Genomic DNA, 15,261 nt, shown 5'->3' with positions numbered 1-15,261 from the left:
ACTAAAGAAGGATGCTCTCCCATGGCCAACACTATCGAAATCAAAGTCCCCGACATCGGCGGCAACGGCAGCGTGCCGGTCATCGAAATTCTGGTGCAGGTCGGCGACGCGGTCACCAAGGAACAGAGCCTGGTCACGCTGGAATCGGACAAGGCGACCATGGAGATTCCGACCAGCGTCGCGGGCGTGATCAAGGAGATCAAGCTCAAGGTCGGCGACGAGGTTTCCGAAGGCAGCGTGATTGCCATCGTCGAGACGGCGGCCGATGCTGCAGTGGCTCCGGAAGCTGCACCATCCGACGCGCCCAAACAGTCTGCCCCGAAAGCGGAGCCAAGCAAGCCCGAAGCGTCCCAAGCCGCGCCTTCGCCGGCCGCCGACAGCAGCAAGCCGACCGCGCCAGCAGTGAAGGCCGCCGGTGAATCCGGTCGCAAGGCCGATATCGAATGCAAACTCGTCGTGCTGGGCTCCGGTCCGGGCGGCTATACCGCCGCATTCCGCGCGGCCGATCTCGGCGTCGACACCGTGTTGGTCGAGCGCTATGCCACGCTCGGCGGCGTCTGCCTCAACGTGGGCTGCATTCCATCCAAGGCCCTGCTGCACGCCGCTGCCGTGATCGACGAAGCCGAGGCGATGGCCGTACACGGCATCACCTTCGGCAAGCCGACCATCGAGATCGACAAGCTGCGCGAGTTCAAGACCAAGGTGGTGGGCAAGCTTACCGGCGGTCTCACGTCGATGGCCAAGCAGCGCAAAGTGCGCACGGTCGAGGGCACCGGCGCATTCATTTCGCCGAATGAACTGGAAGTCCAGACGAAGGATGGCAAGAAGCTTATCCGCTTCGAAAACGCCATCATTGCGGCCGGCTCGCAGTCGGTGAAGCTGCCCTCGTTCCCGTGGGACGACGAGCGCATCATCGATTCCACCGGTGCACTCGAACTGAAGGACGTGCCGAAGAAGCTGCTCGTCGTCGGTGGCGGCATCATCGGCCTGGAAATGGCCACCGTGTATTCAGCGCTAGGTAGCGAAGTGACCGTGGTCGAGTTCATGGATCAGCTGATCCCCGGCGCCGACGCCGACCTGATCAAACCGCTGGCGCAGCGCATGGGCAAGCGCCTCAAGGGCATCCATCTCAAGACCAAGGTGGTCGAGGCCAAGGCGACCAAGAAAGGCATCGAGGTCAGCTACGAAGGTGACAGCGTGCCGGAAACGACGCTGTTCGACCGTGTGCTGGTATCCGTCGGCCGCTCACCCAACGGCGGCAAGATCGGCGCCGACAAGGCTGGCGTCAGCGTCAGCGAGCGCGGTTTCATCACGGTCGACCATCAGATGCGCACGAACGTGCCGCACATCTTCGCCATCGGCGATCTGGTCGGCCAGCCGATGCTGGCGCACAAAGCCACGCATGAAGCCAAGGTCGCCGCCGAAGCGGTGGCCGGACACAAGAGCTATTTCGATGCGCGAGTGATTCCGTCGGTGGCGTACACCGATCCGGAAATCGCCTGGGTCGGCGTCAGCGAGCGCGAAGCGAAAGAAAAAGGCCTGAAGGTCGGCGTGGCGAAATTCCCCTGGGCCGCCAGCGGTCGCGCCATCGGCAACGATCGCACCGAAGGCTTCACGAAGCTGCTGTTCGATGAGGAAACTCATCGCATCGTCGGTGGCGGCATCGTCGGCCAGCACGCCGGCGACCTGATTTCCGAAGTGACGCTGGCGATCGAGATGGGTAGCGAAGCGGCCGATATCGGCCTCACCATCCACCCGCACCCGACGCTGAGCGAGTCCGTCGGCATGGCCGCGGAAATCTACGAAGGCACGATCACCGACTTGTACATGCCCAAGAAAAAATAGGAATTTTCCTGTGGCACGTCGTTCGATTTTTTGTGCTGTCTTACTGGCTACCTCTATCGTCGCGTCACACGCCAGTGACGCCGTTCACGCGCCAATTGAACAGCGTTGTCCAGGTTTGTCCGCATGGGAAAGCGCTCACCCGCAATGGTCAGAGAACAATCAGGCGGCACGCCTTACGGCGGCTTTTGGAAAGCCGACTAATCCTCAGTTACGCCGGCAACTTTTGGCTATGGTGAAGCCCGATCAAGCTGCACGAGAGGCTGTCGCAAAGTCGGGCTTTCAATCACAGGATGCTCTCAAGAAAATGTTGGCGGTCGATGCTAAAAATCTGGCGGCATTCAAGCCGATCATCCAGCGGCAGGGATTTCCGAAGCCCTCGCAAGTCGGCGTCGACGGGTTCAAGGCCGCGTTCCTGCTGATTCAACACGCTGATCTAGACCCGGTGCTGCAGTCGCAGGTTTTGCCTCAGCTGGTGGCGCTTCATGATCAAGGGATGATCAGTGGAAGCGATGTGGCTTTACTGACTGATCGCGTATTGCGCGCACAGGGCAAGCCCCAGCGCTATGGAAGTCAGTTCGATCAGGATACCGATGGTTCAAGCATGAAACTTCAACCGACTGAAGATATGGCGAATCTGGACAAACGCCGCGCAGCAATGGACTTGCCGCCTATGGTCGATTACGCATGCATGATGTCGGCTTATACGGGAAAGAAAATCAAGCTGGAGCCCTGACGGGTGAGCTCACTCTGCGCTGGGCGTCCCACTCCCGATGCGATGCGCGAAGCGTTTGCCGTCTACCGCTGCTAAGGTTCCCCTCATTCGAGATACGCAAGCTGAGGCGTCATCCGGCGACCTTCAACTTTCTAGAAATTGCAGTTTCTTTTCCCGCGGCAGTTGCTTGATCTGCCATTCTGCGCGCGACGCGCTTGATCGATCAGGGAAACTGCGAAATCCAAGCAGTCGCAGCGGTGGGTTGGCGCGTGTATAGCGTGCGCCGCGACCGGCGACATGGGCGGCGTAGCGTGCGTCGAGCCGATTGGTGATGCCCGCGTAGTAGCTGCCGTTGCGGCACTCGATCAGATACACACACCAACTCTTGAGGGGCTTGGTGGTGTGGGCTGCTGCAGGTTGGGTTGAAATGGTCATTAAGTGTCGTTTTTGCTGCTGACAGATATGGCTACCCGAAATTCATGTCCCATTCGTCCAAGCCGCGCTGAAGCGGGCAGCGCCGGGCTTGACTCACCCGTCACGCAGTGCAGGCTATCAATAGTTTCTACGTGATTGGAGAGTTAGCGATGAAAAAGACACTAGTTCTTACAGCTGGTCTGGCGCTTGGGATGTTTGGGGCGACGTCGTTGCAGGCGCGACAAGTCTGTCACAACGTGCGAGTCAAACATATTCAGTCGCAGGACAACCATCGTCTCATCGGCACCGGCGTCGGTGCGGTCGCGGGCGGTCTGCTTGGACATCAGGTTGGCGGTGGCAAGGGCAAGACCCTGGCGACCGTCGGTGGCGCTGTGGCCGGCGGCGTTGTCGGCAATCAGGTGCAGAAAAACGCGCAGAACAAAAAGGCTTACTACACGACCGAACGCCGCTGCGAAGAAGTCAACGACTGACGAACTGGGTTCGAGAGTTCGCCACTCATAGCCCGGACGCGCCTATCGTCCGGGCTTTTTTATGGGTGTTTGTCGGGGTGCAGCCTTCGTCAGTACGGGGTACCCAACGCACGCTCCCGCTTCAGCGCACGCGCGTACCAGAAAAATTCCTCTAGGAAACGATCGAGCGATTTCTGCGTGTGCGGATCAGTCGGTTTGCCGCCCTCATCCAGCGTTTTGCCGATATGCGGAATCGGGCAAAGGCTAGGCACGCTGGGCATGCCCAGTTCTGCCAACGTCGCTCTCAGCGCCATCGCTGCGCGAACGCCGCCGAATTGGCCCTGCGAATAGCAGACGATGCCGGACGGCCGCCAGAAATATTCCTCGAGGAAGTGATCCAGCAGATTCTTCATCGCTGGCGGTATGCCGTGGTTGTATTCGGCGCTGACGATCAGAAAACCGTCGACGCGGCGGTACAGCGTCGCCAGGGTCTCCAAGACCTCAGGCGCCGTGCCGGCGTCGTACTCCTTGTACATGCGGTCCAGCAGAGGCAGCGGCGGACGCATGGGGTCGACCAGCACCGCTTCGTGGCCGCGTTCTTCCAGCGACCTCATGACCAAGCTTGCGGCGCGTATGCCCATGCGTTCGTGGCGTACTGTGCCGAGCAATACGGCGATGGATAGGGGCTGGGATTCAGTCGTCATGGCAGGCTCCGTGGCTGTGCTCACCTTAGCCGTTTCGAGGTTGTTTTCGCGCATATACGGAACAAAAAATGCCGGCTCGCATCGAGTGCGGCCGGCATGGTGTTTTGAGAGCCACCGACGTGCACGGAGCACATCGGCATGACTCACTGCTCGCTTAGGCAACCGTCAGCGTGACGTCGATATTGCCGCGCGTGGCGTTCGAGTAAGGGCATACAACATGCGCCTTCTCCACCAGCGCTTCGGCCTGGGCATGGTCGAGGCCCGGGATGGTGATCTTCAAAGCCACTTCGATGCCGAAGCCGGTCGGGATCGGGCCGATACCGACATCGCCTTCGACCGTGGTGTCGGCGGGCAGGGCGATTTTCTGCTGGCCGGCCACGTACTTCAGCGCGCCGAGGAAGCAGGCGGAATAGCCCGCGGCAAACAGCTGCTCCGGGTTGGTGCCGTCGCCGCCGGCGCCGCCGAGTTCTTTCGGTGTGGTCAGCTTGACGTCCAGCACCTTGTCGGACGACACGGCGCGACCGTCGCGGCCACCTTGGGCCTTGGCATGAGCGCGGTAGGCAACTTTTTCGATAGACATGGGGCGTCTCCTTTTGGGGGTGGGTGAGTCAGTGGAACATGGGATGGAAAACCGGTCGATGTGCTTGAGCGTCTTCGGTTCGTTGTGCATTTCTGGCTGTTTAAAGTTCGTGCAGCGTGCGCTCAGCTGTTGTTGGCCAGCCGTTCGCGCAAGCCGTTCAGCTGCGTTTTGAGAGCCAGCAGTTCGTCCACCTCACAGCCGGTGGCGCAAAACACTTCTGAAGGCACACTGCCCGCCTGCCTTTTCAGCGCGCGGCCCTCCGCCGTCAGCGAGATGATCACCTGACGTTCGTCCTCGGCCGAACGCGCGCGGTCCAATAGCCCCGCTGCTTCCAGCCGTTTGAGCAGCGGTGTCAGCGTGGCGGAATCGAGGTAGAGGCGTTCGCCGATCTCCGACACGGTCAGCGCATCGCGCTCCCACAGCACCAGCATCACCAAGTACTGCGGGTAGGTGAGTCGGAGCTTGGCCAGCAGCGTGCGGTACACCTTGTTCATGGCGAGGCTCGCCGAATACAGCGCAAAGCACAGCTGCTGATCGAGCTGCAGCATCGACTTGGTGGATGGTGTGGGCATAGTCTTTGGCTTCATGGGCTCGCAATATACATAGCGCGCTATTTAATTGCAAGCTATATATCGTGCGCTGTTCAGGAGCCGACATTTAATGAGATTAAAAAGTCCGGCTCGCCGCTAGCCAGCGCTGTGATGGCTTATCCCGCAGCTAACCAGTGCTCAAGCGCTATCGGCGTTAGACTTCAGCGACAAAACGTATCGGGAACGACGATGACGAAGCTCGCTAGCGGCACCTTCGAAGTGAAGATGACTCCCCAGACGCCGGAGAAAAACGTCGGCGACGCCAGCATCGCCCGCATGGCGCTGGACAAGATATTCAGCGGCGACCTCGAGGCGACGAGCAACGGCCAGATGCTGGCGGTACGCACCGCGGTCGAAGGCTCGGCAGGGTATGTGGCGATGGAGCGCGTCACCGGCACGCTGCACGGCCGCCGGGGCTCGTTCGCCTTACAGCACAGCGGCACCATGGCGCAGGGTACGCAGTCGTTGAGTGTTACCGTGGTACCCGATTCGGCGACCGACGAGTTGTCCGGCCTGTCCGGTACGCTGGCGATCAAGATCGTCGATGGCCGGCATCATTACGCGTTCGATTACCTGCTGTCCGACAGCCCGTTGCCCGACGCCGAGTGATCGGGCCGGCCGTCAACCAGGGTGGTCGAAAAGATCCGTTTGCGCCTGATAACTGTCCCGCTCCACGAAGCCGGCCAGGCCGACGCCGACGAGTCGATAAAGCGCATCTTCCGGGCGCTCGACGCGAGCGCGCAGTGCGCAGGCGATGTCGCCGAGCTCCGTTGCCGACTGCGGGTGCTGTACGGGCGTGAGGCTGCGCGTCAGCGTGCGGAAGTCGGACGTCTTCAGCTTCAGCACGACAGTGCGCGCCACACGGGCCTGCGCCGACCCCGCGTTGTTGCGCAGGTAGCCGGCCCAGGTTTTTTCGGCAAGCCGGCGGATATGCGGTTCGAGTTCGTCCAAGGTGAGGTCTTGTTCGAAGGTGTCCTCGGCGGAAATCTGCAGACTCGCCCGCTCCGGCTGCACGGCGTGATCGTCGATGCCGCGCGCCAGCTCGTAAAGGCGCCGGCCCCATCGGCCGAAGCGCTGCTCCAGTTCAGGCAGGTCGAATGCGCGCAGCTCGCCCACCGTGGCGACACCGAGCACGGCGAGCTTCGCTTCCATCACCTTGCCCACGCCAGGCAGACGGCCGACCGGCAGCGGCATGAGAAACGCATCGATCTGGTGCGGCCGAATCACGCATAGCCCGTCGGGCTTGTGCCAGTCCGATGCGATCTTGGCGAGAAACTTGTTCGGTGCCACGCCGGCCGATGCGGTCAGCTGGGTTTCTTCGCGTATCGCGGCGCGGATTGCCTCGGCCGTCGCCGTAGCCGATGGCAGGCCGGTCAGTGTCGTGGTGACGTCGAGATAGGCCTCGTCCAGCGACAGCGGCTCGATCAGTTCGGTGTGCCGCGCAAAGATCTCGCGGATCTGGCGCGACACCGCCTTGTAGCGCGCGAAGTCCGGCGGCACGAAGACGACCTGCGGGCACAGCCGCTCCGCGCGCAGCGCAGGCATCGCCGAGCGGATGCCGAACACCCGAGCCTCGTAGCTCGCTGCACAGACCACCGAGCGCGCGCCGCGCCAGGCCACCGCCACCGGCTTGCCGCGCAGCGAGGGATCGTCGCGCTGCTCGACCGACGCGTAGAACGCATCCATGTCGATATGCAGAATTTTTCGGGGTGGGGCGATCATGCGCGCTGGCGTATGGCCGATGAAACACGGGACACGATTCTAGACCGTGCGACTGCGCGTATTTCGTGTGCAGGGGTGAGGCGGACGACTTTCGTGTCAGTTCCTGGCCGGCAGCGTTCGCTGCTGTGAGCGGCCGTCGCGATCGCGCCAGGACGCATGCAGGGTGAGTCCTTCAAAACTCACCTGCAGCGTGTCCGCGACGATGTTGGAGGGCAGGGGCAGCACGGCCAGATCGCGACGGTTGGTATCCGTGTCGCCGGCAAACATCGCGCGAACGCGCAGCTGGCCGTCGCTGTACAAAGCGACCCGCTGCTGCGCGATGTCATAAGCTCGAACTTGCGTGAAGGGCACGCTGAGCTTTTGCGGCGGTACAAAGAAGCGCAGTTGCCGAGACGCTTTGTCCGTACCTGACGCCAGCACCGCCACGCCGTTGCTCCAGCTGACGCTGGGCGCCGAAGCGAGCTCGGCCAGTTGGAAAACAAGAATGCCCTGGCGCGCGCGTACCAGGCATCGATGCGCTGATGGCGCACCTCGATGGCAGAAACTTTCGATATGCCAGGGTGGCTGCGTGCGGCCCAGAGCATGCGCTGGCGACATCATGGCGCACAGGAGCAGGAGCGCAGCCGTGGTGGAGGCGAGCATCGTGCAGCCGATGCGGCGGCCTAATCGGTGTAACGTGCCGAGCGGAATCATGCGATGGGCCTGTGCCGTTGCCGGCGCGCCGATGTTTCTCGATGGCTCGCCAAAAGCTAACTATGCGCCCACGCGCCGGATGGTCAAGCGTGCGAGCCATACTTTCCACCATGGTACTGACGCGCCCGCCCACTCGCCGGTTTGTTCGAGCCCGAACGGTGACGACGATGACCCTGCCACACGGGACTAGCTGAAACACCGCGCACAATGGCAAGGTAGCGCTCATGTCGATTGAACCTGCCAATGCCTATGTGCGGCGCCTGACGACCTGGGACGCCGCGATGATCGTGATCGGTGGCGTGATCGGGGCGGGCATTTTCCGCAATCCCGCCACCATCGCCCAGCAAACGTCGTCCGGTCTGCAGGTACTGAGCCTGTGGGTGATCGGTGGCCTGCTCACCCTGGCCGGGGTGCTCTGCTATGCCGAGCTGGGCGCGCGGCGGCCGCAGGCGGGCGGTACGTACGTTTATCTGCGCGAGGCCTTCGGCCAGCTGCCGGCGTTTCTGTTCGGCTGGACCATGGCGCTGATCAACTATCCCGGCAGCGTCGCCGCGGTGGCGACGATCTTCGCCGATTACTTCTGTACGGCGACAGGTTTGTCCGAACTGTGGGTAAAGCCGGTAGCGGCCGGCGGCATTGTCTTTATCGTGGGCATCAATCTGTTCGGTATTCGAGCCGGCGCCTGGGTGCAGAACGTTTTTACCGTGCTGAAGATCGCCGCGATCGCGCTGCTGGTGGCGGTCGGCCTGGTGCTGGCGCGTGGACATCTGGGCACGGCGCTGGCGGTGGACACGTCGCACCCGGTGTCGTCGTGGGCCTTTGTCGGTGCGCTGCTGCCGGTGTTGTTTACTTACGGTGGGTTTCACTACCTCAACGATTTGGCCGGCGAAGTGCGCAACCCGCAGCGCACGCTGCCGCGCGCGCTCGGCATGGGCATGGCCGGCGTGGTGATCTGCTACGTGCTGGTCAACTTCGCTTATTTGGCGGGCCTTGGCCACGCCGGACTGGCCGCCAGCCACGCGCCGGCGGCGGACTTGATGCGTCGGCTGTTTGGCGAAAGCGGCGCCACGGTGATCGCCATCGGCATCGCCTGTTCGGCGTTCGGCTACTGCAATATCGCCATCGCCGGTGGCGCGCGGGTGCTGCAGACGATGGGCGCCGACGGCATGTTTTTTCGGGCGGCCGGGCGCATCGATCCGCGCACGCGCGCGCCGCAAATCGCGCTCGCCGCGCTGGGTTCGTGGGCGATCGTGCTGACCGTCTCCGGCAGCTTCAACCAGCTGCTCGACTACACCACCGTGGGCGAGTGGCTGGCGCACGTGTTCGGCATCGGCACGCTGTTCTGGTATCGCCGGCATTTCGCCGATCAGCCGTCGCCGTATCGGGTGCCGCTCTATCCGCTGCTGCCGCTGGTGTTTGTGATCACCGTGTTCAGCGTGATCGTGGCCACGGCGATCCGTACGCCGGGCGACGCCGGCATGAGCCTGCTGATCATCGCGCTCGGCGTGCCGGCGTATTACGGCTGGCGCCGGGTCTCGCGGCTGCGCTAGCGCGCACCGTTTCGCCGCATCGAATGGTCCGAGCTGGCGGGCTGCGCTTCAGCTGTCGGCGGCATACTTGGGCAACTATCGATCGAGCCGCCCGCCCATGAAACGTTACGCACTGCTCTGGCCGCTGTGCTTGCTGGGACTGAACGCCTGCCATGCGACGGAAGCGGCGACGATCGATCTGGCATCGGCCTCGCCTGCCGCACACGTAACGCTCGCGCAGGTGCAGCGCACGGGCAGCGCCGAGCATGCGAGCGATGGCGTGATGCAGCAGCGTTACGCCTTTCAGCCATCGGCTCAACCGCAGATAACGATCGCGCCCGGCGATGGCAAGACGTGGGAATGGACGGGCAAGGGCGAGCTGCGTCTGCGCGTGCAGAACGCGATGCCGTGGGCGGTCACGCTCAATCTCGATATCGACAGCGGGGCAGGGGCGCAGCATCTGCACGCGACGGTCGGCCTGCCGGCCGGCCCCGCGCAGACGGTGGTGCTGCCGCTGCATGCCGAGTCGCCGCGCGGCGAAGGCATGCAGGCGCCGCCGCCCATGCCGTTCGACGACCGCGGGCAGCTGACCCTGCTGGCCACGACGGTGCAGGGCGCGGTCGATCTGCGCCAAGTCGGCGCGATCCGGCTAAGCATGCCGACACCGCAGGCGGCGCAGACGCTGCTGCTAGGTCGTGTCGACACCGCAGCGGGCGAGGCAACGCTGCACGATACCTACGCCGGCATCGTCGACCGCTACGGGCAGTTCACTCGCGCTCAGTGGCCGGAAAAAATCACCGACGACGCGGCACTGCGCGCCGCCCATGCGGCCGAGCAATCGGCGCTGGCCAAGGCGCCGGACAAGCTCGCTGGTATGGATAACTACGGCGGACGTCTGGACGTCCATAATCTCACTGCCACCGGCTGGTTCCATGCGCAGAAGGCCAACGGCTGCTGGCAGCTGGTGACGCCGGACGGGCACGCGTTTTTCTCGCTCGGCGTCAACGCCGTGGTGGCCGACGGCGGCCGCAGCTATGTCGAGGGCCGTGAGTTCATGTTTAAGGATCTGCCGCCGACCAGCGGCGCATGGTCGCCGTTCTACGGCAGTGGCGACAGCCGCCAGCCGGATCAGGGCGCCAGCCAGGGCATCGGCTACAACCATGGACGCTGGTTCGATTTTTACGCGGCCAATCTTTACCGGGTCGATGGTGACCCGTGGATGGACGCTTGGCGTACACGCACGTTGAATCGACTGCGCGACTGGGGCTTCAATACCGTTGGCAACTGGAGCGATGCGTCGCTCGGCCGCGCGCATCGTGTGCCGTACACGCGCCCGATCAATATCGCCGGCGACTACGCCAACGTATCCGCCGGCTACGACTACTGGGGCCGCATGCCCGATCCGTTCGATCCACGTTTCGTGCAGGCGACCGAGCGCGCGGTGGCGAATGCCAGCCGCGACGTGCACGACGATCCCTGGCTGCTCGGCTATTTCGCCGACAACGAACTGGCCTGGGCCGGCGTCGGTCCGCAGGGTCGCTGGGGGCTGGCGCTGGGCACCCTGCGCGGCGATGCCAAGAGCCCCGCCAAGCAGGCGTTCATCGCGATGCTGCGGAAGAAATACGTGGAGCCCGAAACGCTGGCCAGCGCCTGGGGCATGGCGCTGGGTTCGTGGGATGCGCTGAACGTCACGGCGTTCGCCGCTCCTGTGCCAAACGAGTCGCACCCGGCGATTGCCGCCGATTACAGCGCCTGGCTTCGCCGCTACGCCGACACCTATTTCCGGACCGTGGCCGAGGCCATCCATCGGCACGACACGCACCATCTGTTTCTCGGCGGCCGCTTCGCGGTCAATACGCCCGAAGCAGTGGCTGCCTGCGCGCAGTATTGCGACGTGGTGAGCTTCAACGTCTATGCCGATCTGCCGCAGCATGGCTTCGACGCGGCCGCGATGCACCAGCTCGACAAGCCGGTTTTGATCAGCGAGTTCCATTTCGGCTCCGCCGATCGCGGCCCGTTCGGCAAGGGCGTGGTGTCGGTTTATACGGAACAGCAGCGTGGCGAGGCCTATGCGAAGTTCGTCGCTGCTGCAGCGGCCGACACCCACATCGTCGGCGCGCACTGGTTCGAATACGTCGATCAGCCGGTGACCGGCCGATTGCTCGATGGCGAGAACAGCCATATCGGTTTGGTGGGGATTACCGATATTCCGTTCGGCGGCTTTGTCGAGGCGGTGCGTGCAGCCAACCGCCAGGTCTCAAGTCCGCGTTGACGATCAATCTGACTTGCTAACGTCGGTCTGGCTAGCATGGGTTCCCACGTACCACTCACCTTCGGAGGCATGTCATGGATTTTTTCTTCAACGAACCTGGCCGGGTCGTCGATCAAGTATTGGGATCGCTGGCGCAGTCGCAGCCGCTGATCGTCGCTGAGCCGAGTTCCGGGGTGCGCATTCTGGCGCGCGCCGACTGGCGCGGTGAACGGGTTGCCGTGCTGTCTGGCGGCGGTGCTGGGCATGAACCGTCGCATGCGGGTTTTGTGGGGCGCGGCATGCTCACCGCCGCGGTCTCGGGTGAAGTGTTCGCCTCCCCCAGCGTCGCCGCGGTACTGGCCGGCCTGCGGCACTGCGGCGGTAAGTCCGGCTGCTTGCTGGTCGTGAAAAATTACACCGGCGACCGACTCAATTTCGGTCTGGCTGCCGAGCAGGCGCGACGCGAAGGCATCGACGTACGCATGGTGATCGTCGCCGACGACATCGCGCTGGCCGATGCAAGCCAGCCGCGCGGCATTGCCGGCACGGTGCTGATGCACAAGTATGTCGGCCATCTCGCCGAGCAGGGCCTAGCGCTGGATGAGCTAGCCAAGCGCGCCGAGCATTTCGCCGGCCAGCTGATCTCGCTGGGCATGGCCTTGTCCAGCTGCACCCTGCCGGGGCACCCGATCGAGCGACGTAGCCCCGAGTTGGGCTTGGGCATTCACAACGAGCCGGGCGCCGAGCAGGTGGCGCCCGGGGATGCCGGCGAGGCGGTGGCCATCGTGCTCAAGCCGCTGCTGGCCGAGGCGCAGCGGCGCTACGGCGAGAAGCGCCGGCTGATCGTGATGCTCAACAATCTCGGCGGCTGTTCCACGCAGGAAGTGGCGGTGCTGACGGATGAGCTGCTCACGCGCATCGGCGTTGAGCGCATCGCCATGCTGGTACGCCCGGCGGCCCTGACGACCTCGCTCGATATGCACGGTTTTTCGATCACCCTGCTGCCAGCCGATGACGACTATCTGGAGGCACTCAGCAGCCCCGTCGACGTGGCCGCATGGCCGGGCGTCTGCCAGCCGCACGCGCAGCAGACGTTCGCTGTCGCAGGCGATGCCGACGATGAGCCTGCTGTCGGCGAGCGCAGTTCCACCACGGAACAGGCGATTCAGCGAGTCACTGCCGCGCTGCGCAACGCGGAACAACAGCTCGACCAACTCGATGCGCGCAGCGGCGACGGCGATGCCGGCAGCACATTTGCCGCTGGCGCACGGGCCGTCGATGCCAAGCTGGCCAACGGTGCGCTGAGCAGCGCGGAGCCCTCGCGTCTGAATGACGAGCTGGGACGCCTGCTCGCTCGCGCTATGGGTGGTTCCAGCGGCGTGCTGTTGTCCATTTTGTTCACGGCTACCGGCACGGCGCTAGCGGCTGGCAAATCATGGCCCGATGCCTTGGGCGACGGGGTCGAGCGGGTGCAGCACTACGGCGGCGCGCGGCTCGGCGACCGCACCATGCTGGATGCATTGATTCCGGCGATCGCGGCATTGCCGCAGGGGCTTGCGGCCGCGGCGGCCGCCGCTCGCGCCGGTGCTGATCACACGGCCACGATCACTCGCGCCCGCGCGGGGCGCTCGGCCTATGTGCCGGAGCATGCGCTGGTGGGTGCGGTCGATCCCGGGGCCGAGGCGGTAGCGCTGGCGTTCGCCGCGCTGGCCACGCACTGAAAGATTGAGCGTCCGCATATCGCGGTTGAACTTCGCTGACTCGACCGGCCTTCAATCGCCCTTGCGCTTGCGATCCTTCTGCCGGTGCTGGCCTTCCGCCAGCACCTTGAAGCGGTTCAGCGATTGCAGCCAGAGTGCGTTGTGGCTGGCGTCGCTTTCGATGCTGGCTTCGTTTTCGCTGAGGGTGTCGGGAATGCGGTTGAACGGAATGCGCATCGGCGCCGCGTCGTGTTCCAGCGCCAGCTGCATGCTGCCGAAGTAGACCTTGTTGTAGCCGAACTTGGCGTTGATCCGATCGACCAGCGTATCGATGCTGCCGGCGTTGATTTTGCGTGGGTGCTCGACGGTGGGAAACAGCGAACCGCTGCTCTGCGTGCGCGGTACCAGCCGCAGCAAGGTCACGCTGACCGACAGCGGCACGGCATTGGCAGGGCCGGGCAGCAGGCGTGTACGTTGACCACTGTCGAGCATGCCGTTGAGCAGCTGCAGCAGTTCGCGGCTGTCGTCGGTGTGATCGAAGGTGAGATCGCGCTCCCAGCGCAGCTCGTGGCCGATAAAGCGAATGCGCACGGCCAGCGCGCCGCCCAGCATTTCCTCGCGGCGCATGCGCATGGCGGCTTTGACCAGCAGCTTTTTCAGCACGGCGCGGGCGCCGACGGCGTTGCGCAGCTCCGGCCCGAGCACGTGCGAATGGCCGATCGAGCCACGCACGGTCGCTGCGACCGGCAGCCACGCACCGCGCAGCAGCCCCCACATGCGCTCGCCCTCGATGCCGCCCCACACATGCCGCAGGCGATGCTTGTCCGCGGCGGTGAGCTGCGCCACCGTGGCGATGCCGGCGTCGTGCAGGCGCGCTTCCATGGACTGGCCGATGCCGCACAGATCGCGCAATGCCAGCCCGTGCAGCGCCTGCGGCAGCTCGGTTTGTTCGATCACGGTGAGGCCGTCGGGCTTGCGCATATCCGACGCCGTCTTCGCCAGAAAGTCGTTGGGCGCAACGCCGATCGAGCAGCGGATCGCGCCGCCCGGGGCGGCCAGCGCCACCTCACGCTTCACCTGCGCAGCAATCTCCTCGGCCACGGCGCGCTGCCGCTGGCGGCCGACCAGTTCGCACGCCACTTCATCGATGGAGCCGACGCACGCAATGGGAATGGCGCGATCGATCGCTTCGATCAGCCGATGGTGCCAGTACACGTAGCGCTCCGGTCGTGCGACCCGAATCTGGATGCCCGGACACAGCCGCCGCGCGTCGCGCACCAGCGTGCCGGTACCGACGCCGAAGGCCTTGGCTTCGTAGCTCGCGGCGATCAGACTCGTCGTTTCGGCGGCCACCGGCACCACGCCCACCGGGCGCCCGCGCAGCGTTTCGTCCTCGTGCTGTTCTACCGAGGCAAAGTAGCTGTTGAAGTCGACGAAAAGGCTGCGCAGGCTCATGCAAATCTCGTAAGCGAGCAGATGTTATAGCGTGCGCCGGTCTCGCGTGCGGAGACAGTGTCGTCGCACAGTTGCGATTGAATCAGCTAGGCTGGCGCCAGAGGTCTGTGCCGGTAAACCGGAGCTTTCATTCAAGGAGGAAATTTATGAACACTTCCGCATTCGGCGCGCTTGGGGCAATCAGCTTCGTTCCCTTGCTGGTGATGCTTGTTGTCGTTATCCCGCTGGGCGCTTTGCTGCTTTGTCTGGCATTTCGCATCATGGTCGGCCACATGCCGTCTTACCCTCGCGCCATCGGCGTCATGCTGCTTACCCTGATCGTTTCTCTGATTGTTTCCCTGGTCATTGCGCTTGTATGGAACACGACTTCTGCCTTTGGCTGGAGCGCCCTGATCAAGCTCGTCGTGCAGTTTTTAGTGGGTTCGGCGGCAATCCATTACCTCTTGCCCACTCGGGACGGAAGGCAGATCGGTTACGGCCAGGCATGTCTGGTACAGCTGATTTATCTGGTGATGGCCGTTGTTCTAGGTGTGATCGTGGCGGTAATTCTTGGCCTTCTATTCGTTGGACTCTTTGCCGGGACGCACTGATGCGCG

At 63.8% G+C, this 15,261-nt stretch carries 15 protein-coding genes; 8 read left to right on the top strand and 7 right to left on the bottom strand.

All coding sequences use genetic code 11. The features are described 5' to 3' along the window. The first annotated feature begins 21 nt into the window (after positions 1-21). Both lpdA and HDE76_RS14505 read left to right on the top strand, forming a co-directional pair. Complete coding sequence (lpdA, locus tag HDE76_RS14510) at positions 22-1,845, top strand: dihydrolipoyl dehydrogenase (protein ID WP_184508619.1); 1,824 nt, start codon at positions 22-24, stop codon at positions 1,843-1,845. A 10-nt stretch (positions 1,846-1,855) separates the two neighbouring features. Continuing rightward, a complete protein-coding gene (locus HDE76_RS14505) occupies positions 1,856-2,578 on the top strand; it encodes a DUF6624 domain-containing protein (protein ID WP_179477986.1) in 723 nt (240 codons plus the stop codon). Positions 2,579-2,701: 123 nt separating this feature from the next. Here the strand turns inward: HDE76_RS14505 and HDE76_RS14500 are convergent, their stop codons facing one another. Then, positions 2,702-2,992 carry a GIY-YIG nuclease family protein gene (locus HDE76_RS14500; protein ID WP_179477985.1) on the bottom strand — a complete coding sequence of 97 codons (291 nt, stop codon included), beginning with the start codon at positions 2,990-2,992 and terminating at the stop codon, positions 2,702-2,704. A gap of 107 nt (positions 2,993-3,099) precedes the next feature. Here HDE76_RS14500 and HDE76_RS14495 point away from each other — a divergent pair, with 107 nt between their 5' ends. Continuing rightward, positions 3,100-3,462 (top strand): glycine zipper 2TM domain-containing protein, encoded by a 363-nt coding sequence (locus tag HDE76_RS14495; protein ID WP_343205716.1) that lies wholly within the window; start codon positions 3,100-3,102, stop codon positions 3,460-3,462. 89 nt (positions 3,463-3,551) lie between these two features. Here HDE76_RS14495 and HDE76_RS14490 read toward each other — a convergent pair whose 3' ends face one another. The 3 genes from HDE76_RS14490 to HDE76_RS14480 all read right to left on the bottom strand — a co-directional run bounded on the left by HDE76_RS14490 (position 3,552) and on the right by HDE76_RS14480 (position 5,312). Next, a complete protein-coding gene (locus tag HDE76_RS14490; RefSeq protein WP_179477983.1) occupies positions 3,552-4,145 on the bottom strand; it encodes an NADPH-dependent FMN reductase in 594 nt (197 codons plus the stop codon). Between the two features lie 154 nt (positions 4,146-4,299). Then, positions 4,300-4,725, bottom strand: coding sequence for an organic hydroperoxide resistance protein (locus tag HDE76_RS14485; RefSeq protein ID WP_179477982.1), 426 nt, complete (start codon positions 4,723-4,725; stop codon positions 4,300-4,302). Positions 4,726-4,847: 122 nt separating this feature from the next. Further along, on the bottom strand, positions 4,848-5,312 hold the full coding sequence (locus HDE76_RS14480) for a MarR family transcriptional regulator (protein ID WP_218862155.1): 465 nt from the start codon (positions 5,310-5,312) through the stop codon (positions 4,848-4,850). A 192-nt stretch (positions 5,313-5,504) separates the two neighbouring features. Here HDE76_RS14480 and HDE76_RS14475 point away from each other — a divergent pair, with 192 nt between their 5' ends. Next, on the top strand, positions 5,505-5,924 hold the full coding sequence (locus HDE76_RS14475; RefSeq protein ID WP_179477981.1) for a DUF3224 domain-containing protein: 420 nt from the start codon (positions 5,505-5,507) through the stop codon (positions 5,922-5,924). A 12-nt stretch (positions 5,925-5,936) separates the two neighbouring features. On the opposite strand, the gene dinB is transcribed toward HDE76_RS14475, so the two are convergent. Beyond that, positions 5,937-7,037, bottom strand: coding sequence for a DNA polymerase IV (dinB, locus tag HDE76_RS14470; protein WP_179477980.1), 1,101 nt, complete (start codon positions 7,035-7,037; stop codon positions 5,937-5,939). Positions 7,038-7,133: 96 nt separating this feature from the next. Further along, the gene (locus HDE76_RS14465) at positions 7,134-7,679 is read right to left on the bottom strand and encodes a hypothetical protein (protein WP_184508616.1); all 546 of its coding nucleotides are present in this window, start codon (positions 7,677-7,679) and stop codon (positions 7,134-7,136) included. A gap of 275 nt (positions 7,680-7,954) precedes the next feature. On the opposite strand from HDE76_RS14465, the gene HDE76_RS14460 reads away from it, so the two are divergent. The 3 genes from HDE76_RS14460 to HDE76_RS14450 all read left to right on the top strand — a co-directional run bounded on the left by HDE76_RS14460 (position 7,955) and on the right by HDE76_RS14450 (position 13,231). After that, entirely contained in the window at positions 7,955-9,280 is a 1,326-nt protein-coding gene (locus HDE76_RS14460) for an amino acid permease (protein WP_184508613.1), read from the top strand. A gap of 97 nt (positions 9,281-9,377) precedes the next feature. Beyond that, complete coding sequence (locus HDE76_RS14455; protein WP_184508610.1) at positions 9,378-11,531, top strand: beta-agarase; 2,154 nt, start codon at positions 9,378-9,380, stop codon at positions 11,529-11,531. Positions 11,532-11,605: 74 nt separating this feature from the next. Next, positions 11,606-13,231 (top strand): dihydroxyacetone kinase subunit DhaK, encoded by a 1,626-nt coding sequence (locus HDE76_RS14450; RefSeq protein ID WP_184508607.1) that lies wholly within the window; start codon positions 11,606-11,608, stop codon positions 13,229-13,231. 51 nt (positions 13,232-13,282) lie between these two features. On the opposite strand, the gene HDE76_RS14445 is transcribed toward HDE76_RS14450, so the two are convergent. Then, entirely contained in the window at positions 13,283-14,665 is a 1,383-nt protein-coding gene (locus HDE76_RS14445; protein WP_179477975.1) for a DNA polymerase, read from the bottom strand. A gap of 146 nt (positions 14,666-14,811) precedes the next feature. On the opposite strand from HDE76_RS14445, the gene HDE76_RS14440 reads away from it, so the two are divergent. Beyond that, positions 14,812-15,255: a hypothetical protein gene (locus HDE76_RS14440; protein ID WP_179477974.1), complete on the top strand. Its 444-nt coding sequence runs from the start codon at positions 14,812-14,814 to the stop codon at positions 15,253-15,255. Positions 15,256-15,261 lie beyond the last annotated feature (6 nt).

Source organism: Rhodanobacter sp. ANJX3 (assembly GCF_014200755.1).
Taxonomy (GTDB): Bacteria; Pseudomonadota; Gammaproteobacteria; order Xanthomonadales; family Rhodanobacteraceae; genus Rhodanobacter.
Note: the sequence above shows the minus strand (reverse complement) of the source record. Positions and strands in the feature narration are given on the sequence as shown.